Source organism: Enterococcus sp. DIV0176 (genome assembly GCF_050528535.1).
Classification (GTDB): Bacteria; Bacillota; Bacilli; order Lactobacillales; family Enterococcaceae; genus Enterococcus_B; species Enterococcus_B thailandicus.
This window is the reverse complement of record NZ_CP172879.1, coordinates 682,003-705,155: the sequence shown is the minus strand read 5'-3', so window position 1 is coordinate 705,155 and position 23,153 is coordinate 682,003. Positions and strand designations below refer to the sequence as shown.

The window sequence follows — 23,153 nt, the reverse complement described above, 5'->3', positions numbered from 1 at the left end:
TCACTTGATTATAGCATGTATTCAAGGCTGTAACTTGTTTCTCTCATAAAAAATAGTTATCATAAGGATAAGAAAATGAAAGCGGGTGACAACTTATGCGTAAAGTCAAAATGAATGTCCAAGGTCGCGTCCAAGGTGTTGGTTTTCGTTACACAACAAAAATGGTTGCAGATCGTTTAGGAATTTATGGAACAGTAAAAAATGAAGAAGATGGTTCCGTTACAATAGAGGCCGCAGGCGAGGATGAACAAGTAGAAAGCTTCATTAAAGAGATCAAAGATTCACCCAGTCCTGCTGGTCGAGTGACCTATCTCGATTTACAAGACAATCCGTGGATGGATAACCGAACAAGTTTTGACGTCATCTACTAAGAACTTCATGAAAAAGGAAAAAACAGGTTTCTGATTTTCCTCTTTATTTTTTCTGTGTATTCTGGGGACAGTTTCCGAACATTTCTATGACTTTTCTATGAAGTTGATTGAATTATGAAATTTTTTTTAGTATAGTTAATTTTGTGTAAAAATTATGGAAGAGGAAGTATTTTATGAATAAATGGAAAAATTGGTTATTGGGATCTGGACTAGTTACTGTCCTACTTTTTTTATCCGGTTGTGTTCGAACTGACTCGCATGGAAATCCTGACACATCAGGTTTTGTCTATCGAGTTCTTGTTCATCCGATGGGGCAAGCAATTACCTATTTAGTAGAAAATTTTAATTGGTCTTATGGCTGGGCCGTTATTGTTTTGACTATTATCGTTCGGTTAGTAATCCTGCCTTTAGGTATTAGCCAATCGAAAAAAACAATGATCCAATCAGAAAAAATGCAAGCGTTAAAACCACAAGTATCAGCTGCACAAGAAAAGTTAAAAGCTGCTACGACTCGTGAAGAACAAGTCGCTGCACAAGCAGAGATGCAACAAGTCTATAAAGATAATGGGATGAGTATGACTGGTGGAATTGGTTGCTTACCCTTGCTAATCCAAATGCCTATCTTCTCAGCACTTTACTTTACTGCCCGTTATACTGAAGGAATCCGCGAATCAAGCTTTTACGGAATCGATCTTGGCTCACCAAGTTTAGTGTTAGTTGCTATCGCTGGTATTGCTTATTTGCTTCAAGGATATATCTCAACGATTGGTATTCCCGAAGAGCAAAAGAAAACCATGCGTACGATGCTGATTGTTTCACCAGCAATGATTGTCTTTATGTCAATTAGTGCACCAGCCGGCGTTACGCTGTACTGGGTAGTTGGTGGTATCTTTAGTTGTATTCAAACATTCATTACGAACGTTTTGATGAAGCCTCGTTTAAAAGCTCAAGTGGCTGAAGAATTGAAACAAAATCCGCCCAAGCAAGTCGTGACACCTCGAAAAGACGTCACACCTGCTGAAACGAAAAAAGCACCTAAACAAGTCAATACACAACAAAGAAATAATTCATCAAAAAAACGAAATGCTGGTAAACAAAACCGTAACTAAAATTTTTATTTCAAGCATTTTACTTTCAACAAGAAAAAGAGTGGCTGATCCTTCGATCAGCCACTCTTTTTCATGATGTATAATTTTATTCATCCTCTTCTTCATTCGTCAGTGCAATCATTTGATTAACAGAAACGATATTTTGCTGACCGGAAGTAATAAAATCAACAGGTGTATCAATCAATGTCCCATTGATAAACTCAATCACCATTGGCATATTCATCCCTGCATAAAGTTCAATCGCTGCGCCTTCCATAATCATACGAGAGATGATATTGCAGGGTGTCCCTCCCATTAAGTCACAAAAGACAACATAGGAGTCTAATTCATCTGTGACTTGTAAAAATTTTTCTTTAAAGTCTTCTACTCCATCTGATTCTAACAACGCCACCGTATGAATTGCTGTTTGTGGTCCCATAATCATTTCTGTACTTTTTTTCAAGGCTTCACATAATTGACCATGACTAATCAAAACTAACTCTTGACTCATTTCTTCCACCCCATTATTTTGAAATCACACCAAGGGCTGATAACGCAACACAGACAATCAAAACAATAAAGATAGCGCGTGTAGATGTCATATTTTTCTTACCTAACATCCAATACACACCACCAACGATTGCTGCTGGTAAAAGCTTAGGTAAGATCATATCAATATTATTTTGCATATTTAACGTCACATCACCAATGCTTGGTGCCCAAGAAAATTTTACATTGACCATCGTTGCTACTAAAGCGCCCACCATGAAGACACCGAGTAAAGTTGCTGCATCAGTTAACGCAGTGAGCCGCGATTGCATTGTTGTTACCAAGGAAATTCCTTCCTTATAGGCAAACTCCAATTGCTTCCAGCGAAAGACCATGACTGCAATTTGAGCCGCGATCCAAATAAAAACACCCGCTGGATTTCCATTGATTGCCATGTTCGCAGCCAATGCACCAAAAATAGTTGGAATAAGCGCTGCGAAGATCGAGTCACCAATTGCGGCAAAAGGTCCCATTAACCCAGCTTTCATCCCAGAAACGGTTTGTTTTGCTGCAATGCCTTCCTTCTCTTCAATTGCAAGGTCGATACCAGTTACAATCGTATTAAAGAAGTTTGACGTATTAAAAAACTGCGTATGCGTTTTCATTATTTCTTTTAATTCAGGTGTATCATCACCATAAATTTTACGAAGTTGAGGTAAAATCGTATACAAATAACCTGAACCTTGCATCCGTTCATAGTTCCAACCTAGTTGAAAGGTGAATAAGCTTCTTCGATTGATTTGTTTAAAATCTTCCTTTGTCAATTTATAATTAGATTTCGTCATCTTCGATTTCCCCCTCAGCTGATTCTACTTGCTCGCTTGCTACTGGTTTTTGATTGTGATTGTTCTGACCATTTTTATAACTAATTGCTGCTAATGCAAATCCAATCAAAGCAACAGCTAACATTGGTAATGAGTTAAACGTTCCTGGCATTTCTTTCACTACACTTGCGACACTTGTTCCAAGTAATTGAACGTTTGAGAAAAGTGTTGCTAACAATGCAGTAATCGTGAAACCTAAAACAAGATATGGAAAATGTTTCTTAACAGGTAGATAACGTAATAAGATAGCAAACCCAACTGCTGGCAAAACAGCTCCGGCTACAGACAAACCATCACCTAGCCATTTTAGGTCACCATTTAACACACCAACAACATTTTCAACTAAGCCGCCACCAAAAGCCAAAGCTAAGAAGACAGGAACTAATCGAGAAAGTGACCAAGGTAAGGCACCCATCAAGAAGTTTCGTTCAATTGCTTTATAATTCATTGTTTCAACATGTCGATCAATTCGATGTGCAAAATACGTATTTGCAAAGCGAGCTAAAATATCTAATTGGATCATCAAACTAGCTACCGGCACAGCAATTGCTGCAATCGCTTGCTCAGGATTCATTCCAAGCGAGATAGAGAATGCCGTCGCTAAAATCGTCCCTGAGTTTGCGTCAATCTTAGAGGCACCACCAAATGTCCCAACACCTAACACTGTTAACTGCATACTACCACCAATAATAAGACCGGATTGCAAGTCACCCATCACTAAACCTGCAAATAAACCTGCAAACACGGGTGCACTCATTGACGAATAAATTTGTAACTCATCTAAAATTTGATAGCCTGCGTATAATGATAATAATAAGATCTGCCACCATTGAATATCCATGAATTATTCCTCCTATTTTGTTAACAGACTCATAAAGTCTTCGGCTTTGTCACTTGGGACCATTTGGGCAATCAGGTGTACACCTTTGGCTGCCAACTGCTTAAATACGGACACATCTTCTTCTACAACATTGATTGACTTAGTAATCGATCGAGTTTCATCTGTTTGAGACATATTGCCAACATTGATTTCTGTTAAAGGAACGCCTAATTCAACTAACTTCAATAAACGATCTGGCTTCTTTGCAACAATCAGCAATCGTTGCGAATCATACTTTCCAGCTAAAATATTAGTTGCTGCTTTTTCTACTGGTAACACGCTTAACTTTACTCCGGCTGGTGTAGCAAGCTTTAGACCACTTTTTTCGATTGCATTCGTTGCTACCTCGTCGTCCACTACCATGATTCGCGTAATATTTAATTTTGTTGTCCACAAATTCGCTACTTGTCCATGAATCAGTCTGCCATCAATCCGTACGCCAATAATTGCCATTTTGCTTCGTTCCCTTCTATTTTTAAATATGTGATGTTACTATAAAAAGCAATCGAAACCGCTTACTTTTTCTTCAATTAAAATGAAACTGTTATGCTTTTTCATACCAAGGTGTCGCTGTTTGTTCCACAACTTCATTTAATTCCTCGATGTTTGCCCGACCAGTCGTTTGCAACCAATCAATTGCGCCTGCTCGACCACTCTCAACATAGGCTTTTACACCGTCTTTCCAAGTTGCTCGGCCACAAAGAACACCGTTAAAGTCTGAACCAGATTTGTGGGCAAAGACCAACGTTTCTTGGAATAATTTCGTTGACACTCCTGCACTTAAGAAAATAAATGGTAAATTCGTTGCTTCACTTTGCTCTTTAAAGAATTCTTGTGCTTCAACTTGTGTGTAGCATGTTTCGCTAGTAGCAAACCCCTCAACGTAATTCATATTGACAGGCACTTCGACTTTTAATACATCCACTTTATAGTTTGGCCGTGAAAATTCTTTCATCATCTCAATGACTTTATGGGGTTTGATTTTCGCATATTCAATTGAATTACTATCTGTAATTGTTGCATCATAAGAAACCAATTCTAAGTAAAAAGGACGATCCTCTCCTGCGCACTCACTTCCTAAACGTTCGACAAAAACATGTTTTACATGATTGATTGCTGGGTCTTCATCTACGTCATAATATAGTAAGAATTTAACAGCATCTGCTTGCGCTATTTTTAAACGTAAGGCAGACCAATCTTCGAGCAAATCAGGTAGACGCCCTGGTTTCGTCGCATCATACCCCGTTTTTTCATAAGCTAATAACAAGCCTGCTTGTTCGTCACGAGCGTTTGCCGCAGGTAAGCCATACTCTGGATCTAACAAAATAGCAGAAGCAAAAGGTGTCAGTTCACTTGAAACGAGGGTTTTAAATTCGCTGATTTGTTCTGCTGTCGCATCCATTCCTAGTGCATTCATCATTTTTTTCAGTGCACCACGTTGATCAATTGCTAATGCACTGATTTTCCCGGTTTCTGTGGATAATCGATTCATTGCTGCTTGTTTTTCTGTTGTCAAGTTCACTTATTTTCTCCTCTTTTCTTTAAATTCCTGGATAGTCGTGAATCGTTACTCCCTTAACAACACGATTAACGGTTCCGCTTGGTGAAGGAGTATCTGGGGTATTTCCGATTTTGATGGATGTCAACAATGCAATCAGTTGTGCAACTAAGATCATCGCTAAAGATAGGTACCCATCAGGCAAACGAATTTCAGTTGCTTCGATTTGGAAAGTTTGACCAGAATAGTTTATTTTTCCAGGTTGAGCAATCGCAATCGCTTGTTTCGCAATTTTATCTCCGTGAATTTCTTCTAAAATATCTAAATCATAGGTTCGTGTGTAAGGCTGATTGTTGACAAATACAAAGACGAGCGTTTCGTCATTTACAAATGATTTAGGTCCATGACGAAAACCCATGGAAGAATCAAAACTAGTAGCGACTTTTCCCGCAGTTAATTCTAAAATTTTAAGTTGTGCTTCTCTTGCCAAACCTGCTAAGCTACCTGATCCTAGATAAACAATTCTTTGAAAATCTGGCGAAATCAATTCCTTAATCTCAGTTGCTCTGTTTAAGATATCCTTACCCAGCGTTGATAAAACGGTTACATATTTTTCCTTTGTTTCATCCGTTGTTTGATCAAAAATCAGTAAGGCACTTAACATCATGCACGTAAAACTTCCAGTCATTGCAAAACCAGCATCATTTGATTTTTCAGGCATCAATAACAAAAAGTTGTTTGCATCTTTTTCTGCTGCTTTAGCCAAACTTCCCTCTGCTGCACAAGTAATCGTTAAATGAAAAATCGTCGAAACAACTTGATTTGCGAGCTTAACTGCCGCTAAACTTTCAGGGCTATTCCCACTGCGTGCAAACGATACAAGTAATGTGGGTTCGTCTGGAATTAAATAATCTTGTGGTGCAGCAACGATATCAGTTGTTCCAATACTTTGGAAAATAAACTTTTGTGTTTCACCATGTCCATTCAAATAAGGAACAATTGTATCTCCAACATATTGAGACGTTCCCGCTCCAGTGAAAATCACTCGGATACGTTTTCCATCTGCTGCTTCATCCATTTTTTCAAAAAATTCTTTGAGTTTTTCTTTTTTTTCCTTCATGATTGTAACGGTTTCTTGCCATAATTCTGGTTGCTGTTGAATTTCACTAGCCGTGATTGCTGCACCTAGCTCTTTTAACTTTGTTTTTTGTTCAAGCATTTGACTTCCTCCTTAATTACTACGTACGTGCCGAATTTTATAATGGAACTGATCTGCTCTGGCAACGCTGACTGTGTATTCGATAATTTCATTTTTATGATTGTACGTCGACCGAATCAAATGTAATACAGGTGCACTATCTGCGATACGTAATAAATCGGCGTCTTTCTTTTGAACGATGCTCGCATAAAATTCTTCATCTGCAAACTGGACGATTTGATTGTAGTCTTGTGAAAAAACATCATATAAGGGTTTACTTTCAAGTAACGGTAAATCTAAATTCATAAATAATTTAACTGGCAAGTAAGAACGTTCTACCATCAAGGGTTCTGCATCTGCCAATCGTAATCGTTTGATTTTAAACACTGGTTCACCAAGCATTATATTCAAAGCTTGGGCAATTTTCTTTGTTGCTTCGATTTGACGAAATTCTAAAATAACTGTCTTAGGTAATCTGCCTAATTCTTTCATTGCTTCTGTAAAACTGTATGCTCCAGCTAAGTTGGATGATTTCACAGATAGATCAGAGACAAATGTACCTTTACCATGGCGGCGATAAATGCAACCTAGTGTTTCTAATTCTTGTAAAGCTAAGCGAACAGTCGTGCGACTAACGCCGTAATGTTGACATAATTCTCGTTCAGATGGCAGTTGATCGTGTGCTGTCATCTGCGTTTCGATTCGATCTTTTAATACATCAACAAGTTGATAGTATAATGATTTTCCTTTGCTTGAGCTCTCCATTATTTTTTCCTTCCTCTAACTGGTTATAACCACATGACAAGAATAAAAATATTTCTCTATTTTGTCAAACCTTTTTTTTAAAAAAATTATACATTATCAGTATTATCAAGGATTTTTTTTCATTTCAGAAAAGTACCAGACTGATACCAGTTGATAAAATTATGACACTTATTGCTTGATAATGGCTTCTAATGCAAAAAAACTGAGACAAATTTCATTGTCTCAGTTCTAAATAAACTTATTTTTTTGAAAAAGTATGGGCCCGCTATCTCAATGAAACTGAACGTTTGGTGCCACAACCTTATTCACGGTGTTCCCCAAGCAACTCCTCAAAATAATTCATAACTGTCCAAAAACATGAAAAGCTATTTTTGTCAGTTGTTCATTATTTTTTTGGAGCTGAACGCTTGGCGCCACAACCTTATTCACGGTGTTCCCAAAACAACTCCTCCATATAGCTTACATTCACTTCAAAATATGGAAAGCTATTTTGTGTGTCTGCTCGCTATCTTGTTGGAGCTAAGCGTTTTGCGCCACAACCTTTATTCACGGTGTTCCCCAAGCAACTTCTTTGGCAATAGGTCCTCTTTTCTTAAAGTATGGAAAACTATTTTTAGAAAAGTATTCTTATTGCTTGAAGCTTAACGCTTGGTGCCACAATCTTATTTTGTCATAATCTTATCCAAGCTTGCCAAAGACAACGCCATAAATGCAATTTCTTTCAATTGCGTTAAACGGTTGGCACGTACTGCTTGATCTTCCGCCATAACCATTGTTTGATCAAAATATTCTTCAATCAATGGGCGCAATTGGACTAAGCTTTCATAGCTTTCACCTAATGTTTGTGTTGCAAAATTAGCTTTTAACTCATTCACAGCTTCATTCAATGCTGATTCTGCTTCATTTTCAAATAATGCGGGGTCTACTACACCAACTTCTGTTGTTTCTGCTTTTTTCGCTAAGTTGATGACACGTGTCAAAGCTTCCATAGATGGTTTGAAATCTGCATCATTCAAATGTTCTTTAAATAATTGTGCTGCGCTAAAGACTTTTGTTAAATCTTTTTGTTCCGCATTCAATACTGCGTCAATCACATCGTGACGAATTTCTTTAGTGACTAATAATTGGCGTAGACGTCCTTTGATAAATGAAAGAACTTCGCCTTGACCACTGGTTAAGTCAATTCCAAAACGTGTTAGATCTTTACTGATTTCTTCATCAATAACTTCTTGCAATTTAGCTAACGGGAAGCTCCATCCTTTTGATTCAACGATACGAACCACACCATAAGCTTGGCGGCGTAAAGCATATGGATCGTTTGATCCACTTGGTACCATTCCTACAGCAAAGAAAGAAAAGATACTATCTAACTTGTCTGCAACTGCTAAAACCGAACCAATAACTGATTCTGGTAGTTCACCTTCGCTTGAAATTGGCATGTAGTGTTCACGAATCGCTTTCGCAACTGCAGGTTTTTCACCTTCAAGTAACGCATATTTTTCACCCATGATTCCTTGCAGTTCAGGGAATTCACCGACCATATTCGTCACTAAATCAAATTTATAAATTTCGGCAGCTCGTTGAAGGTCTGTTAATTCTGATTCAGATAACCCAACTTCTTCCCCAATAATGCGGGCAGCGATTTGAACACGTTGCATTTTTTCATAAATGCTACCGATTTTTTCATGGAAAGTAACTGATTTCAGTTTTTCTACGTCTTCTGCGATTGAAACTTTCTTGTCTTCATTGTAGAAAAATTCAGCATCTTCTAAACGTGCAGTCAATACTTTTTGATTTCCTTTAATAACATTGTCTAATTTGACAGCATCTCCATTACGAGCGGAAATAAAGTGAGGTAATAACATTCCTTGGTCATTTCGAACTTCAAAGTAACGTTGATGCTCTTTCATTGAAGTTACCAAGACTTCTTCTGGTACAGAAAGATATTTTTCTTCAAAATCACCAGCAAAAACAGTTGGATATTCTACCAAGTTATTTACTTCTTCAAGCAACTCTGGATCAAGGTCAATTACCCAATGATTTTTTTCTGCTAGTTTTTGTGCTTGGCTAACAATCATTGCTTCTCTTTTTTGTGGTGAAGCAATCACAAACTGTTCATTCAATTTATCTTCATATTCTTTCGCATGGTCAAAAGTGATTGGTTCGCCTAAGAAACGATGTCCACGAGAAGTACGACCTGTTTCAACATCTAATACGCTAAATGGAATGACTTCATCATCTAACAACGCAACGATCCAATGAATTGGACGAATATATTCAAAATCAAAATTTGCCCAGTGCATTGTTACAGGGAAAGTTAAACTTTTAATTACATCTGCCAACCCAGCTAAAACTTCAATTGCAGGTTTTCCGTGCGTGTATTTTGTAACATAAACATATTCAACATCTTTTAATTCTCTAAAAGTAATATCAGCTGTTGTTAGTCCTTGCCCACGAACAAATCCTTCGGCTGCTTTTGACCAATTTCCATCAGCATCTAATGCAATTTTTTTTGCAGGTCCCTTGATTTCTTCTTCACTGTCTGCTTGGCGTTCAGGAACATTTACTACTTTGATTGCTAAACGACGCGGTGTTGAAAATGTTTCGATTGAATCATAAGTCAATTGATGTTCATCTAAAAATTTTGCTGTTTTTTCTTCTAGTTGCTTCATGCTTGGTGTTACTACATGAGCGGGCATTTCTTCTAGTCCAATTTCTAATAATAAGTCTTTTGCCATCTTATTCAGCCTCCTTAACTGTTTCTGGATTTGCTGTGTTTTTGTTCAATAGTGGGAACCCTAGTTTTTCACGTTCTGCAACAAAGATTTTTGCTACTGCACGAGCCATATTTCGGATTCGAGAAAGATAGCCAGCACGTTCTGTAACTGAAACAGCGCCACGTGCATCAAGTAGATTAAACGTATGGCTACATTTTAAGATGTAATCATATGCTGGATGAACAAGGTTTTCATCAATGCAGCGATTCGCTTCTTTTTCAAAACGATCAAAATTTTGTAACAATAATTCTTGGTCACTGACTTCAAACGAATATTTTGAGTGCTCATATTCAGGTTGTTTGAAAATCTCACCATATTTCACGCCTGCCGACCATTCAAGATCATAAACACTTTCCACTTCTTGGATATAAGAGGCTAAGCGTTCTAACCCATAAGTGATTTCTGAAGTCACTGGTTTACATGGTAAGCCACCTACTTGTTGGAAGTACGTAAATTGTGTGATTTCCATTCCATCTAACCAAACTTCCCAACCAACACCAGCACAACCCATTGAAGGATTTTCCCAGTTATCTTCAACGAAGCGAATATCGTGTTCTAGTGGGTCAACGCCTAATAAACGTAAACTTTCCAAATATAATTCTTGGATATTTTCTGGTGAAGGCTTCATCACGACTTGAAATTGATGATGCTGATACAAACGGTTTGGATTTTCACCGTAGCGACCATCTGCTGGACGACGTGAAGGTTCCACATAAGCCGCATTCCAAGGTTCTGGTCCAATGGCACGTAAAAATGTGTAAGGACTCATTGTTCCGGCACCTTTTTCTGTGTCATAGGCTTGCATCAGCATACAACCATTTGATGCCCAAAATTTTTGTAATGTTAAAATCATGTCTTGAACGCTTAATTTTTTACTCATAGTATAGTACCCCTTTCATTTCTTACAAAGCTTGCACGACTGGATAGAATGCGACGACTGAACCTGGAATCAATTTCACACGAACAACGTCTGTCTCAGCTAATTGTGCAGTAATTGAATAAATCGTTTCTTCTGGTCTGGTGGTAAAGCTTTCTTTCACTTGTTCTTGGTCATCAACAACACTGACTGCTAGTGCGACACTTGAAAGAACTTTGATTCGGTTTTCTTTAAACTCTGTTGCCGGAATTTCCATGTCAAATTGCATCTTGATTTCCTCCTAAAAATACAAAAAGTCCCTATGTCTGACTACAGACATAGGGACGAATAAATTCGCGGTTCCACCCTACTTCCGAATAAACATTCGGCAGCTTCGTTTCACGTACTCCCAAGCGCCACTTCAAAAATCGATTGTATTCGGCTCACACTCTCCCGAACTCGCTTTTACCCACGTATTTTTTACTCTTCTTGATCAACGTACTATTTTTATCTACGGTTAATAATAGCCGTTTCGTTACTCTTTTGTCAAATTTTTTTATTGACCAATTAAATTTCTTTTTTTCTCGGCTCACTCATGATCTGTAGGATCAGCTGACAAAGGTGACTCGGGTTCCTCAGCTACTTCTTCTTGCTCAGTAGCTGGGGCGTCACCTTTTTTCTCTAATGGTTTGAGCACATGCTCCCATGATTTCATTTGATCAATAAATTTTTTGCTTTTAAGATGAATCCCCACATATTCTTCATAAAGCTGATCAATCAATTGACGAATCGCTTGCTTCGTTTCTTCTTTTAAATGGATTCCGTTGATTCTCTCATAAGAAATAGCAGAAAACATACGTGCAAAATAAACAGCTCGAGGATCCGCGTGATACCTTCTTGGATCAAGGGACCAATGACGTTCGCAAATCACACCGCCATATTTTGAAGAATAATCAAATTTTCCTTGTGTTTCACCGCAAACCGCGCAATGCGTCCAAATCGGTGCAATCCCAAATCGTTGTAGGATTTGGATCTCAAAAATATTGGTGATGATTTCTGCATCGTCTCCTTGATTCATTCTTTCCAACGCTTGTTGCGTAAAATGAAAAAGATTCGGATCATATTGGTGATCTTCAATTGCTGCATCAACCAAACTTAACAAATAAGTCCCATAGCCACTCAAAAAAATATCTTCTTGAATTTTACGATAGGCATGAACATCTTTGACACTCGTGATAAAAGATAGACCCTCACTTTTAAAGGTGCCAATATAAACAGCTTGAGTAAACGGTCGAATAGCAGGTGCTAATGGCTGGTTTTGGCGATGGATACCTTTGACATAAAACATCATTTTCCCCGCTGATTCTGTAAAAATCTTGACCAATTTATCTTTTTCTTTATAGTTGCGACTAGAAATAATCAAGCCTTTTGATTCAACCAATTGACTCAATCGATTCCCCTCCTCAAAAAAAGAAATCTGGAAAAAGTATTGCTACCTGTCCAGATCCGTTTTTTTTTACTGATTTTAGTATTCGTCTTTACGGTAACCAAAGTCTTGGAGATAGACTTTTTTGTCACGCCAATCCTTTTGAACTTTTACCCAAAGTTCCAAGAAAACTTTATCACCGAGTAAACTTTCAATATCTTTACGTGCTTTTGTTCCGATTTGTTTCAACATTTTTCCGCCTTTGCCAATGATGATTCCTTTTTGGCTATCACGTTCAACAATGATCGTTGCTTGGATTTGAATTTTATCATTTTCATTACGTTTCATCGAATCAACAACGACTGCTACGGAATGAGGAACTTCGTCACGAGTCAATACCAGTACTTTTTCTCGAATCAATTCTGAAACAACAAAATATTCTGGATGATCTGTTATTTGATCTTCTGGGAAATATTGCGGACCCTCTGGCATTTCATCCACTAAAGTTTCCATCAAACGATCCACATTGTTTCCTTCAGTTGCAGAAATCGGCACTACTTGAGCAAATGGCATCTGTGAAGAATAATCTTCGATAATACTTAGCAACTCATCTGGATGGATGTTATCAATTTTATTGATAACTAGATAAACAGGTGAGGTTACATTTTTTAGTCGTTCAATAATAAAATCATCCCCACGGCCACGCTTTTGATCCGCACTAATCATAAATAATACAGCATCTACTTCTTTCAGTGCGCTGTAAGCTGCTTCGACCATGAAGTCACCTAAGCGATGTTTGGGTTTATGAATTCCTGGCGTATCAATAAAAATCAATTGTGCTTCTGGTGTCGTGTAGACTCCTTGGATTTTATTTCTAGTTGTTTGTGCTTTGTCACTCATGATGGCAATTTTTTGACCAACGATTCGATTCAAAAGTGTTGACTTACCAACGTTAGGGCGTCCAACAATGGCAACAAATCCTGATTTATGTTCTGGCATATTGTTTCTCCTTCTTCTTTAAAAAAATAATTGATAAATTTTGGGAACAAATAAAATCAAACCTACGATCACCGCAAAACAAGCCGTCAATAAAACCGCTCCCGCAGCCATGTCTTTAATTTTTTTCCCGATCGGGTGAAAATGAAAGTCCGTAAACATATCGACAACATTTTCAAAAACAGTATTTAAAATTTCAACGATCCACACTAAAAAAATAGCTAAAAACAGCCACAGCCATTCATTCTGACTAAGCTGAAAAATAACGCCAGCAATCAATGCAAAGATGCCGAACACAACATGAGTTTTCATGTTGCGTTCTTCATCAAAAACCGTTTTTACTCCTTGAATGGCAAATTCCACAGAAGTCATAAAATGTTTATTCTTCTCAACCTGTTTATCTTTTAAGTCCATAAGCATCCAAAATCTCTTTCTGTAACCCAAACATTTCTTTCTCGTCTTCAGGGGTCATGTGGTCATACCCGTTGATGTGTAAGAAACCATGTACTGCTAAGAAACCTAATTCGCGATCATATGAATGGCCATATGATTCTGCTTGTTCTGCAGCGCGTTCGATTGAGATCATAATGTCGCCAAGAACACGTGGCATTGGATTCTCTCCATCTTCAAAAATAACTGGGATCTCGTCTTCGCCTTCTTCTTCCAAAGCAAAACTAATGACGTCAGTTGGTGCATCTTTTCCTCGATAATCACGATTGATTACTTGGATCGCATCATTATCCATGAAAGTCACTGACATTTCAGTTTCTTCAGGCAATTTTAAATAATCGGCTGCAAACTGGAGTAGTTCGTCGATTTCTTGCATCTTCTCCTCAGGTACTTTGTTTGTTTCATCCATGAATGTAATATCCATTAGTCATCGCTTCTTTCTTTACTCACTTTTTAGATTATTCTTGTGTTTGTGCTTGCTCTTCTTTTAATTTTTCAGCTTCTGATTTCATTTTTGGATACTTGATTCGCGAGTGGAACGTACTACTTAATCCACTAATCAATGATTTCTCAACTTTGCGAATTTCTTTCAATGTTAACCCAGTCTCGTCTAGCTGACCATCTGAAATGCGTTCTGCAATCAAGTTATGAACAAATTGTTCGATTTTTTCACCTGTTGGATGATCCATTGCACGTACAGCTGCTTCACAGCTATCGGCAATATTGACAATCCCAGCTTCTCTTGTTTGTGGTTTTGGCCCCGGATAGCGGAACTGCTCCTCTGTTATTTCAGGGTTACGTTCCTTTGCTTTCACGTAAAAATACCGCATCAATGTCGTTCCGTGATGTTGGTTGCAAATGTCAATGACCATTTCAGGCATACCATATTCTTCTAAAATTTTAGCACCATCAGTCACATGACCAAAAATAATTTGTTTGCTATCTTCTGGCAACAGGAAATTATGTGGATTTTCAGCACCAGACGGTAGGTTTTCAACAAAAAAACTAGCATGTTTAATTTTACCAATATCATGATAGTAACAAGCCACTCGGGTTAATAGCGAGCGACCACCAATTTCTGCTACTGCATTTGCACTTAGATTAGCTACCATCATACTATGATGATACGTTCCCGGCGCTTCTTCTAATAGTTGTTTCAATAGTGGATGATTTGGGTTACTTAGTTCATTTAAGACAATCACACTATCATCTGTCACCATTAATTCAATGTAAGGATGCAAGCCCATCGTTAATAAGAAAGATAACAGTGCACCTGTTACACCACAAACTAAAGTCAACCAAGTTGTTCCATCACTAAAGCTCATACCTTGATAAACAATCAAGATGATATTCATCAACGTTGGGAAGATAATTACCCATAAAACCGCTGGTAATCCTTGTTCAGAAATCCGTTGACGACGAACGATTGTCCCCATCAAACCAGAAAACAGATACGAAACTAATAACACGGTTAAGGTATTTGTCCCAATAGAACCATAATAGATAAATAACGCTGTTACCGCTTGGAAAAGTGCTGCCATAATCCCGGCTCTTCGATTAAGGAAGAAATTTAAGACCAATGGGGTAAACGCCGCTGGGTAAAACAACGGGATATAAGTTGCTTGTTCCGTTTGGAATAATTGGAAAAATTTCATCATGATAATACTTAAAGACATTGCTGTTACATAAAACAACACATATTCCGTCCGTTTATCTGAATCTTGAAATTGCAATGAATTGTAAGTCAAAACAACAATTTGAAGCAACACGGCTAAAATCATTGCAACTAGCGGAAAAATCGAAGTTGTTTGATTGGTTAGTCCCAATAATTCTAATTTTTTCATTGCGGCTGCATCAATTTGATTTCCTTCGCGTACAATGATTTCTCCTTGAAAAATCATTACAGGCTGAACAGCTTCCCGTGCAGTAGCTTTCAGTTCTTCGGTCTTCTTCTCATTAAGAACATCATTCACTACGATTCCTTGATCCACCAAGTAGTTCAGTACTTGTTGTTGCGCAGAGGTAACATTGAGATATTGGATTTTATCCTGTGCCTCTTGCTTAAATGTGTCAACATCGCTTTCTCTTACTTGCTTACTCATTTGTTCATCGATTAATTTCAGACTTTCATCACGAACAGTCGACAATTCATCCTCTGTCATACCGAAAATGAGTGTATAAAAATTGCTAGGTAACTTTTGGTAAAACGCGACATCTTCTACGTTCACTGTTTCAAAATTCTTCTTCAGTGCTGCAATTCTTTCATCAATCGTTGGTTTAGGAATATTAGCATCGTCACTGGCCTTTTTGACTTTCTCATCATACGCCTTGTCGATTGTATCATTTGTTTTGTTAATCAAATCAAACAGTTGCTTGATTCGGTCATTTTGATCAGCTGCTAAATCTTGTTGATAGGTGTACTCTGGTGTGACTGCTTCGGCTGCCAATTTTCTCTTTTGCTCGGTCTCTTCTGTATTCTCAATCGTTTTGGTTGCACGAATACTTTCTTCAGCTACTTGTCCTTCTCTAAAATCGTTTGCTTTTTGTTTGACACTACTAAAAGTCACCCCACAAACGATCACAAAAAACACAGCTAACAGCAAGGGCAAAAACGCTTTTCCTAATTTTGCTTGCAGTTGCTGGATTGTTTTATTCAACATGTGCTTATCCTCCTAAGCAAAGCTTATTCTTGATGAAGATCGGCTTTTTCGTACGCTTGAATAATTTCAGCAACTACTGGATGTCGCACAACATCGCTGGCTTCGAAATTAACAAAATCAATTTTTTTGATTTGCTTCAACGTACGTTCAGCATGAACTAAGCCACTCATTGTCCCTCTTGGCAAGTCAATTTGACTAGTGTCTCCATTGACGATCATTTTCGATTGGTAACCAAGACGAGTCAAAAACATCTTCATTTGAGCCACAGTCGTATTTTGTGCCTCATCTAAAATAACAAATGCGTCATCCAATGTTCGACCACGCATGTACGCCAAAGGTGCAATTTCAATTACGCCTCGTTCCATTAAACGGTTCGTATGTTCCAACCCGAAGATTTGGTAAAGTGCATCATAAACAGGACGTAGATAAGGATCAACTTTTTCTTTCAGATCCCCGGGTAAAAAGCCCAGATTCTCCCCTGCTTCAACAGCTGGTCGAGTCAAAATAATCTTTTGGACTTCGCCTTTTTTTAATGCGGCAATTGCTAACACAACCGCTAAGAAAGTCTTTCCAGTTCCAGCAGGTCCAATACCAAAAACGACGTCATGATGTTTGACGGACTCAACGTATTTCTTTTGTCCACTATTTTTTACCCGGATAGGTTTACCATTTCTGTCTTTCACAATTTCTTCTTCATACATCTCGATGAAGTAATCTAAGGTGCCTTTTCGCCCCATATTTATCGCCGCTACCACATCTGGTGTACTGATATGGATTCCGCGTTTGATCAGTTCTTGTAGTGTGCGGATAACTGAACTAGCCAATTTCACTTGTTCATTTGTTCCGATTAGTTGAATTGTTTCACCACGCGTGTTGATAACGGTGTCGGTTGCATCTTCTATGAGTTTGATGTGTTTATCGTGCGCACCAAAAAGTAAGCTGGCATCGTCAGCCGCTGTTAATCTAATCTCTAAAGAAATGGACTCTTCTGTCAAAAATAGACATCTCCTTTATCTCTTTCATTTCTTGTCTATTTTACCACACTCATAGAAAACTATATAGCAAATAAAAAGCGGGGCGTTGACACACCTTTTTCTTCAAACTCAAACAACAGAAAAAAACCGCAAACATTTCTGTCTGCGGTTCAGATTACAAAATTAAGCTTGTAATAGTTCTTTTACGATTGCATTTACTTGATTTCCGTCTGCTTTTCCTTTGACTTTAGGCATGATAACTCCCATTACTTTGCCAAATTCTTTAACAGATGAAGCACCAGTTTGTGCAATAGCGTCTTGAACAAGTTGTCGAATTTCATCATCAGAAAGTTGTTCTGGCATATACTTTTCGACAATTACAATTTCGCCTTTTACTTTATCAGCTAAATCATCGCGTCCTGCCTGCTCAAACTCATGTAAAGAATCACGACGTTGTTTCATCTCACGAGACAACACTGTTAATTCTTCATCTTCCGTCAAGTCGTGGCCTACTTTGATTTGCTCGTTTTGTATTGATGACTTAATCATACGAATGACTTGCAAAGTTTCTTTCTCTTTTGCCTTCATCGCTGCTTTCATGTCATCGTTCAATCTACTTAGTAGTGACACACTACCAGCTCCAATTCATCAAAGAACTAGAATTTTTTGCGTTTTCTAGCTGCTTCAGATTTTTTCTTACGTTTCACGCTTGGTTTTTCGTAGAATTCACGTTTACGAGATTCTTGTAAAGTACCCGCTTTTGACACGGAACGTTTGAAGCGACGAAGAGCATCGTCAAGTGATTCGTTTTTGCGAACGACTGTTTTTGACATGTTAATTCCCTCCCTCCGAGCTTAAAAAGTAACCGTAGTGCTATTGAAATAATTATCCCAAAAAACAAACTGTCCTTTAAACATTATAGCTAATGCTCTTTTGACCGTCAAGGGATTCTTTCTTTTTTTTTGATTTATTAGTTGTTATTTTATTTTATCGAATCATTGACAATCTTCACAACGCCCAAAGATTTCAAATCGGTGACCTTCAATCGTGCACCCACCAAGTTGTTCTTCAAAATAGTTCATTGGGCACATATGGATTTCTTTCGTCTTCCCACATACAGTGCAGATAAAATGATGATGGTGACCGATTTCGCCCTGACAACAATGAAAGCGGAATTTCATTTCCCCATTCAAGTCGGTTTCTTCCAATAAATCAAGTTCAGCAAAATCATGCAAGTTGCGGTAAATCGTATCGTAACTTACACCTTTGAATGTTTCGTTCATATAGTCAAAGACTTCTTTAGCAGAGACATAGCGATTACGCTTTACCAAGTAAGTCAACAAAGCTTCTCTTTTTTTCGTGTATTTAAATCCGTTATTTTTGAGTGTTTCCAAAGATTGTTCAATTAATGTTTGCTTTTTCATTCCTCTTCCTCCAAATCAAAACGATTACGAAGTACGCATTCCAGAGTATGGTATAATAAAGCAAAAAAAAAAGCAAGTGAGGTTTTTCTTATGGCTTCAGATTCAACTGAATTAGTTACTTTTTTTGTCATCTCTGATTCTGCTGGTGAAACAGCAACCAAATTAGCACAAGCAACAATGGCTCAGTATCCAAGTGTCGAATTCAATTTATTTCGTCGAACATTTGTCACTGACAAAGAAACTTTACTCAATGCATTAAATGATGCCTTGACAGAACAAGCCATCGTTCTCCACACCTTGATCAATCAAGAATTGATCGACACAGCTCGAACATTTTGTGATGAAAACGAATTGTTCAGCTTTGATATCATGACGCCACCTGTAGCCGAAATCGAACGACGAACCGGGATTCAACCAACGCGTCAACCCGGCGCACTTCATTTGTTGAATGAAAACTATTTCAAACGCATCAAAGCAATGGAATTTGCAGTGAAATATGACGATGGTAAAGACCCTCGAGGATTTTTAGAAGCAGATGTTGTTTTGCTTGGCGTTTCTCGTACTTCCAAAACACCTTTGAGTCTATTTTTAGCCAACAAAAATTTAAAGGTTGCAAATTTACCTTTGATTCCACAAGCACATATTCCAAAGCAATTGTGGGAAGTAGATCCTAAAAAAATTGTCGGTCTAACCAATGATCCCGATATTTTGAACAGTATTCGTAAGGAACGCATGCGCTCTTACGGGTTAAATCCAGATACTGCTTATTCTGATATTGAAAAGATTCGCGCGGAACTAGACTTCGCAAATGATCTTTATCAAAAACTGGGCTGTGTAGTAATCAATGTCGCCTCGCTTTCTATTGAAGAAACTGCTTCTCTGATTTTAAATGCACTTGAATTAGAAGACCACAGCTATTATGGAACAGAGTCTTCTGAAACTTCCGATTGATTCCCTGATTCTTATTTTAATTCGCACCAACGAAAAAGGTGAGCCCACATCCGATAACGGTTTGGGCTCACCTTTTTTCGAGCAAAATCATTTGGCTTTTATTTCTTAGACTGGATTACTGTTTCAAATACTTTTTGTTTTCTGACTTAGTCATGCTCCACATGCTTGACAGTCTGCTCTAAGATATCTAAAACATGGGAGTCATCCAGCACATATAAGATTGCTTTTCCTTCACGGCGAGAACGAACGATTTTATTTTCTCGGAGTAATCGCAGCTGATGCGAAACAGCTGATTGTTCCATTTCCACCGCTTGGCTGATAGCTGTCACATTTTGTTCACCATTTTTTAGATACAATAAAATTTTTAAACGTGTTGGATCGCTTAACATTTTAAATAGCTGACTGATCTTTTCAATTTTTGTTCCTTGAACCTCTGACAAAGGCTTCACCTCCAACTATCCAAAAAGACTGACTTCTAAAGTTTACCACTTTTTCCGTCAGTCTCAAATTCCTTAGTCTTTTGTAATTGCTTGGATGCTTGCTTCATAAGCTGCAATTTTTGCTTCAGCATCGTCTTGCGAGTTTCCTTTAACTCCAATGTAGAATTTGATCTTTGGTTCTGTACCAGAAGGTCGAATTGCTACCCAACCTTGTTCTTCTAACATATATTTCAAGACATCAGAAGGTGGTGTTGTTAATGCTTCAACATTTCCAGCTGCGTCTGTTCTTGTTAATTTCTTGAAGTCTTCTGTCTGCAATACTTTGGCACCTGCAAATTCAGTTGGTGCTTCTTGACGGAATTTCTCCATTAACGCTGCGATTTTAGCTGATCCTTCTTGACCACTCATGGTAACAGAAATCGTTTTTTCTGCATAGTAACCATACGTTTCAAAAATTGATTGTAACCCATCGTACAATGTTTTTCCTCGTTTCTTGTAAAAAGCAGCAACCTCTGCCAATAGAACTAATGCTTGGATTGCGTCTTTATCACGTACAAATGGTTTAACTAAATAGCCATAGCTTTCTTCAAAGCCAAACATAAATGTATGTGAATGGTCTTCTTCAAACTGTTGGATTTTTTCAGCAATAAATTTGAACCCAGTTAGCACATTGAACATCGTTGCACCATAGTTTTTTGCAATTGCAGTTGGTAATTCACTTGATACGATTGATTTCAACACCGCTGGATTCGCTGGCATCGTCTTTCTTGCTTGATGTGCTTCTAAGATGTATTGAATCATGATTGCGCCAAGTTGGTTTCCTGTTAATACTTCGTACGAACCATCAGGTAAACGAACGGCAGCACCAAGACGATCGGCATCTGGATCTGTTGCAATCAACAAATCAGCGCCTTCTTTTTCACCTAGACGGATTGCATATTCAAAAGCAGAATGTTCTTCCGGATTCGGAGATTTAACCGTTGTAAAATCAGGATCTGGAATGGCTTGTTCAGGTACCAAAACAAATTGCTCAAAACCAGCTTGTTTTAAGGCTTTTTCGCCTAACATTTTCCCGGTTCCGTGAAGAGGTGTATAAACCAATTTTAAGTCTTTACCCATTTCTTCAATCAATTCGTGGTCAATCGTTACAGCCTTCATTTCTGCTAAATAGGCGTTGTCTACTTCTTCGCCAATAATTGAAATCAGACCACTGTGTTCCACTTCTTCATCTGACATCACTTCGACTTTCAGCGGATTGCTAACTTCACGTACATATTTAGTCAATGCATCGGCATCTGCTGGTGGCATTTGTCCACCATCTTCACCATAAACTTTATAACCATTATAAGCAGCAGGATTATGAGAAGCCGTAATCATGATGCCAGTAAACGCATTCAAGTGACGAACAGCAAAAGATAATTCTGGTGTTGGTCGTAAACTTTCAAAAACAAAAGATGGAATATCGTGCTTGGCTAAGGTCTTCGCAGCCTCCATCGCAAATTCCGGTGATTGATGACGTGAGTCATATGCGATTGCTACACCACGACGTTTTGTTTCAGGATCTTGTGCATCCATAAAACGAGCGAGTCCTTCAGTTGCTTGGCGGACTGTGTAAATATTCATACGATTAATACCAGGGCCTAAAATACCACGCATTCCTGCTGTACCAAATCCTAAAGGCGCATAAAAAGCATCTTCTAATTGTTTAGAATCCTGACTCAATACAGTTAATTGCTGTTTTAAATTTTCTTCTAGGTTCACTTCATTTGCCCATTGTTCATAAACTTGTTCCCAAGACATGAAAATAACACCTCTTTCTAAAATATGAATTCTGTTTTAGTATAGCATTCACTAAGATTAGATGAAAGTCACAACGAGAAAAAATGATATCAGTTAGGATTTTCAATGGATAAATAAAAACAAAGCCCAACCAAAAATGAGGATACACTTTTGGTTGAGCTTTTTTATTTTGTTAACATAATAAGTTTATGCTTGTGTAGTGGATTCTGCTAAAGTTTCTAAATACTTGAACACTTGTTGCCCAGCAATCCCACCATCACCAACTGCTGTCGTGATTTGTCGTAAATCTTTTTCACGCACATCCCCTACAGCAAAAACACCTGGCATATTCGTTTTCATTTCTTGATCAGTTGGAATCCAACCAGCGGCATTGGTTAAGCCAGCTTGTTTGAACGGATCTGTTAGTGGATCAAGACCAACATAGATAAAGACACCGTCAGCTGCTAAAGCTACTTCATTCCCTGTTTTCACATTATGTGCTTTAACACCTGTTACCACCATTTCATTTCCAATGATTTCATCAACAACTGTGTCCCAAACAAATGAAATTTTTTCATTGGCAAAGGCACGCTCTTGAATAATTTTTTGTGCACGTAATTCATCACGACGATGAACGATCACAACTTCAGAAGCAAATTGCGTTAAGTAAATCGCTTCTTCAACTGCAGAATCTCCACCACCGATCACAACTAATCGTTTATTACGGAAAAACGCACCGTCACACACTGCACAGTAAGAAACGCCGCGACCTGCATACTCTTCTTCACCAGAAACACCAAGTTTACGGTGGACACAGCCAGTAGCAATGATGACTGTTTTTCCTTCATACGTTTTATCTTCACAGATGACTTCTTTGTACGTACCATGATCTCTGATATCTTGGACGATCCCATAGGCATTTTCTGTACCAAATTTTGAGACGCCTTCATACATTTTATACGCAAGATCAGGGCCCATAATTGACTCAAATCCTGGATAATTTTCGATTTCTGCTGTGTTATTCATTTGACCACCAGGCGCGCCTTGCTCAATCATCACAACTGATAAATTTGAGCGTGAAGCATACAAGGCAGCTGTCATTCCAGCAGGGCCTGCGCCAATGACAATTACATCATACATATGTACATTCCTCCGTTTAAAATCAAGTAAGCTTACTTTACAGCCAACATCAAAAAAAGTCTATTGTTCTGCTTACCTTTTCGAATATGTACATTATACTCGAACAA

General features: G+C 38.1%; 25 protein-coding genes. 3 read left to right on the top strand and 22 right to left on the bottom strand.

The window, feature by feature from the left end:
- Positions 1-95: 95 nt before the first annotated feature.
- Positions 96-371 carry an acylphosphatase gene (locus tag IGJ66_RS03435; protein WP_067483900.1) on the top strand — a complete coding sequence of 92 codons (276 nt, stop codon included), beginning with the start codon at positions 96-98 and terminating at the stop codon, positions 369-371.
- 173 nt (positions 372-544) lie between these two features.
- The gene (gene yidC, locus IGJ66_RS03430; protein WP_067483898.1) at positions 545-1,480 is read left to right on the top strand and encodes a membrane protein insertase YidC; all 936 of its coding nucleotides are present in this window, start codon (positions 545-547) and stop codon (positions 1,478-1,480) included.
- 85 nt (positions 1,481-1,565) lie between these two features.
- Here yidC and IGJ66_RS03425 read toward each other — a convergent pair whose 3' ends face one another.
- The 19 genes from IGJ66_RS03425 to IGJ66_RS03335 form a co-directional block, all read right to left on the bottom strand.
- Positions 1,566-1,970: a PTS sugar transporter subunit IIA gene (locus tag IGJ66_RS03425; protein WP_430616819.1), complete on the bottom strand. Its 405-nt coding sequence runs from the start codon at positions 1,968-1,970 to the stop codon at positions 1,566-1,568.
- A 13-nt stretch (positions 1,971-1,983) separates the two neighbouring features.
- On the bottom strand, positions 1,984-2,793 hold the full coding sequence (locus IGJ66_RS03420) for a PTS system mannose/fructose/sorbose family transporter subunit IID (protein WP_067483896.1): 810 nt from the start codon (positions 2,791-2,793) through the stop codon (positions 1,984-1,986).
- A complete protein-coding gene (locus IGJ66_RS03415; protein ID WP_067483895.1) occupies positions 2,780-3,673 on the bottom strand; it encodes a PTS mannose/fructose/sorbose/N-acetylgalactosamine transporter subunit IIC in 894 nt (297 codons plus the stop codon). The genes IGJ66_RS03420 and IGJ66_RS03415 overlap by 14 nt, the downstream gene beginning before the upstream one ends.
- A gap of 12 nt (positions 3,674-3,685) precedes the next feature.
- Positions 3,686-4,165 (bottom strand): PTS system mannose/fructose/N-acetylgalactosamine-transporter subunit IIB, encoded by a 480-nt coding sequence (locus tag IGJ66_RS03410; RefSeq protein WP_067483894.1) that lies wholly within the window; start codon positions 4,163-4,165, stop codon positions 3,686-3,688.
- 91 nt (positions 4,166-4,256) lie between these two features.
- Positions 4,257-5,228 (bottom strand): tagatose-bisphosphate aldolase, encoded by a 972-nt coding sequence (gene lacD, locus IGJ66_RS03405; RefSeq protein ID WP_067484145.1) that lies wholly within the window; start codon positions 5,226-5,228, stop codon positions 4,257-4,259.
- Positions 5,229-5,253: 25 nt separating this feature from the next.
- Positions 5,254-6,429 carry an SIS domain-containing protein gene (locus tag IGJ66_RS03400; RefSeq protein ID WP_430616818.1) on the bottom strand — a complete coding sequence of 392 codons (1,176 nt, stop codon included), beginning with the start codon at positions 6,427-6,429 and terminating at the stop codon, positions 5,254-5,256.
- A 12-nt stretch (positions 6,430-6,441) separates the two neighbouring features.
- A complete protein-coding gene (locus IGJ66_RS03395) occupies positions 6,442-7,173 on the bottom strand; it encodes a GntR family transcriptional regulator (RefSeq protein ID WP_067483891.1) in 732 nt (243 codons plus the stop codon).
- 662 nt (positions 7,174-7,835) lie between these two features.
- A complete protein-coding gene (gene glyS / locus IGJ66_RS03390) occupies positions 7,836-9,911 on the bottom strand; it encodes a glycine--tRNA ligase subunit beta (RefSeq protein ID WP_430616817.1) in 2,076 nt (691 codons plus the stop codon).
- Between the two features lies 1 nt (position 9,912).
- Positions 9,913-10,830, bottom strand: coding sequence for a glycine--tRNA ligase subunit alpha (gene glyQ / locus IGJ66_RS03385; RefSeq protein ID WP_067483888.1), 918 nt, complete (start codon positions 10,828-10,830; stop codon positions 9,913-9,915).
- Between the two features lie 22 nt (positions 10,831-10,852).
- A complete protein-coding gene (locus IGJ66_RS03380) occupies positions 10,853-11,095 on the bottom strand; it encodes a hypothetical protein (protein WP_218658118.1) in 243 nt (80 codons plus the stop codon).
- A 300-nt stretch (positions 11,096-11,395) separates the two neighbouring features.
- On the bottom strand, positions 11,396-12,256 hold the full coding sequence (gene recO / locus IGJ66_RS03375; RefSeq protein WP_067483884.1) for a DNA repair protein RecO: 861 nt from the start codon (positions 12,254-12,256) through the stop codon (positions 11,396-11,398).
- A 75-nt stretch (positions 12,257-12,331) separates the two neighbouring features.
- A complete protein-coding gene (gene era, locus IGJ66_RS03370) occupies positions 12,332-13,231 on the bottom strand; it encodes a GTPase Era (RefSeq protein WP_430616816.1) in 900 nt (299 codons plus the stop codon).
- Positions 13,232-13,249: 18 nt separating this feature from the next.
- The gene (locus tag IGJ66_RS03365) at positions 13,250-13,642 is read right to left on the bottom strand and encodes a diacylglycerol kinase family protein (protein ID WP_172843720.1); all 393 of its coding nucleotides are present in this window, start codon (positions 13,640-13,642) and stop codon (positions 13,250-13,252) included.
- Positions 13,626-14,102, bottom strand: a complete 477-nt coding sequence (gene ybeY / locus IGJ66_RS03360) for an rRNA maturation RNase YbeY (protein WP_067483877.1) — start codon at positions 14,100-14,102, stop codon at positions 13,626-13,628. The genes IGJ66_RS03365 and ybeY overlap by 17 nt, the downstream gene beginning before the upstream one ends.
- A gap of 34 nt (positions 14,103-14,136) precedes the next feature.
- Positions 14,137-16,338: an HD family phosphohydrolase gene (locus IGJ66_RS03355; protein WP_067483875.1), complete on the bottom strand. Its 2,202-nt coding sequence runs from the start codon at positions 16,336-16,338 to the stop codon at positions 14,137-14,139.
- Positions 16,339-16,361: 23 nt separating this feature from the next.
- A complete protein-coding gene (locus IGJ66_RS03350) occupies positions 16,362-17,333 on the bottom strand; it encodes a PhoH family protein (protein ID WP_067483873.1) in 972 nt (323 codons plus the stop codon).
- Between the two features lie 162 nt (positions 17,334-17,495).
- Entirely contained in the window at positions 17,496-17,942 is a 447-nt protein-coding gene (locus IGJ66_RS03345; protein ID WP_071868699.1) for a GatB/YqeY domain-containing protein, read from the bottom strand.
- 26 nt (positions 17,943-17,968) lie between these two features.
- Positions 17,969-18,145 (bottom strand): 30S ribosomal protein S21, encoded by a 177-nt coding sequence (gene rpsU / locus IGJ66_RS03340; RefSeq protein ID WP_002356740.1) that lies wholly within the window; start codon positions 18,143-18,145, stop codon positions 17,969-17,971.
- Positions 18,146-18,307: 162 nt separating this feature from the next.
- Entirely contained in the window at positions 18,308-18,736 is a 429-nt protein-coding gene (locus tag IGJ66_RS03335; protein WP_067483869.1) for a Fur family transcriptional regulator, read from the bottom strand.
- A 90-nt stretch (positions 18,737-18,826) separates the two neighbouring features.
- Here IGJ66_RS03335 and IGJ66_RS03330 point away from each other — a divergent pair, with 90 nt between their 5' ends.
- Positions 18,827-19,687, top strand: coding sequence for a pyruvate, water dikinase regulatory protein (locus IGJ66_RS03330; protein ID WP_067483867.1), 861 nt, complete (start codon positions 18,827-18,829; stop codon positions 19,685-19,687).
- A 146-nt stretch (positions 19,688-19,833) separates the two neighbouring features.
- Here the strand turns inward: IGJ66_RS03330 and IGJ66_RS03325 are convergent, their stop codons facing one another.
- From IGJ66_RS03325 to trxB, 3 genes are all read right to left on the bottom strand, one after another.
- Entirely contained in the window at positions 19,834-20,076 is a 243-nt protein-coding gene (locus tag IGJ66_RS03325) for an ArsR/SmtB family transcription factor (protein WP_370629926.1), read from the bottom strand.
- A gap of 123 nt (positions 20,077-20,199) precedes the next feature.
- Positions 20,200-21,927: a phospho-sugar mutase gene (locus IGJ66_RS03320; protein ID WP_430616815.1), complete on the bottom strand. Its 1,728-nt coding sequence runs from the start codon at positions 21,925-21,927 to the stop codon at positions 20,200-20,202.
- Between the two features lie 186 nt (positions 21,928-22,113).
- Positions 22,114-23,046 carry a thioredoxin-disulfide reductase gene (gene trxB, locus IGJ66_RS03315; protein ID WP_067483861.1) on the bottom strand — a complete coding sequence of 311 codons (933 nt, stop codon included), beginning with the start codon at positions 23,044-23,046 and terminating at the stop codon, positions 22,114-22,116.
- Positions 23,047-23,153 lie beyond the last annotated feature (107 nt).

Excerpts from the sequence above, each read along its gene's own strand:
- yidC (WP_067483898.1), top strand. The coding sequence starts at position 545 with ATGAATAAATGGAAAAATTGGTTATTGGGATCTGGACTAGTTACTGTC.
- IGJ66_RS03355 (WP_067483875.1), bottom strand. The coding sequence starts at position 16,338 with ATGTTGAATAAAACAATCCAGCAACTGCAAGCAAAATTAGGAAAAGCG.
- IGJ66_RS03400 (WP_430616818.1), bottom strand. The coding sequence starts at position 6,429 with ATGCTTGAACAAAAAACAAAGTTAAAAGAGCTAGGTGCAGCAATCACG.
- rpsU (WP_002356740.1), bottom strand. The coding sequence starts at position 18,145 with ATGTCAAAAACAGTCGTTCGCAAAAACGAATCACTTGACGATGCTCTT.
- ybeY (WP_067483877.1), bottom strand. The coding sequence starts at position 14,102 with ATGGATATTACATTCATGGATGAAACAAACAAAGTACCTGAGGAGAAG.
- IGJ66_RS03420 (WP_067483896.1), bottom strand. The coding sequence starts at position 2,793 with ATGACGAAATCTAATTATAAATTGACAAAGGAAGATTTTAAACAAATC.
- era (WP_430616816.1), bottom strand. The coding sequence starts at position 13,231 with ATGCCAGAACATAAATCAGGATTTGTTGCCATTGTTGGACGCCCTAAC.
- IGJ66_RS03330 (WP_067483867.1), top strand. The coding sequence starts at position 18,827 with ATGGCTTCAGATTCAACTGAATTAGTTACTTTTTTTGTCATCTCTGAT.
- glyS (WP_430616817.1), bottom strand. The coding sequence starts at position 9,911 with ATGGCAAAAGACTTATTATTAGAAATTGGACTAGAAGAAATGCCCGCT.
- IGJ66_RS03325 (WP_370629926.1), bottom strand. The coding sequence starts at position 20,076 with ATGTTAAGCGATCCAACACGTTTAAAAATTTTATTGTATCTAAAAAAT.
- IGJ66_RS03335 (WP_067483869.1), bottom strand. The coding sequence starts at position 18,736 with ATGAAAAAGCAAACATTAATTGAACAATCTTTGGAAACACTCAAAAAT.
- IGJ66_RS03320 (WP_430616815.1), bottom strand. The coding sequence starts at position 21,927 with ATGTCTTGGGAACAAGTTTATGAACAATGGGCAAATGAAGTGAACCTA.
- glyQ (WP_067483888.1), bottom strand. The coding sequence starts at position 10,830 with ATGAGTAAAAAATTAAGCGTTCAAGACATGATTTTAACATTACAAAAA.
- IGJ66_RS03395 (WP_067483891.1), bottom strand. The coding sequence starts at position 7,173 with ATGGAGAGCTCAAGCAAAGGAAAATCATTATACTATCAACTTGTTGAT.
- IGJ66_RS03410 (WP_067483894.1), bottom strand. The coding sequence starts at position 4,165 with ATGGCAATTATTGGCGTACGGATTGATGGCAGACTGATTCATGGACAA.
- IGJ66_RS03435 (WP_067483900.1), top strand. The coding sequence starts at position 96 with ATGCGTAAAGTCAAAATGAATGTCCAAGGTCGCGTCCAAGGTGTTGGT.
- IGJ66_RS03380 (WP_218658118.1), bottom strand. The coding sequence starts at position 11,095 with ATGCAATTTGACATGGAAATTCCGGCAACAGAGTTTAAAGAAAACCGA.
- IGJ66_RS03415 (WP_067483895.1), bottom strand. The coding sequence starts at position 3,673 with ATGGATATTCAATGGTGGCAGATCTTATTATTATCATTATACGCAGGC.
- IGJ66_RS03365 (WP_172843720.1), bottom strand. The coding sequence starts at position 13,642 with ATGGACTTAAAAGATAAACAGGTTGAGAAGAATAAACATTTTATGACT.
- IGJ66_RS03425 (WP_430616819.1), bottom strand. The coding sequence starts at position 1,970 with ATGAGTCAAGAGTTAGTTTTGATTAGTCATGGTCAATTATGTGAAGCC.
- trxB (WP_067483861.1), bottom strand. The coding sequence starts at position 23,046 with ATGTATGATGTAATTGTCATTGGCGCAGGCCCTGCTGGAATGACAGCT.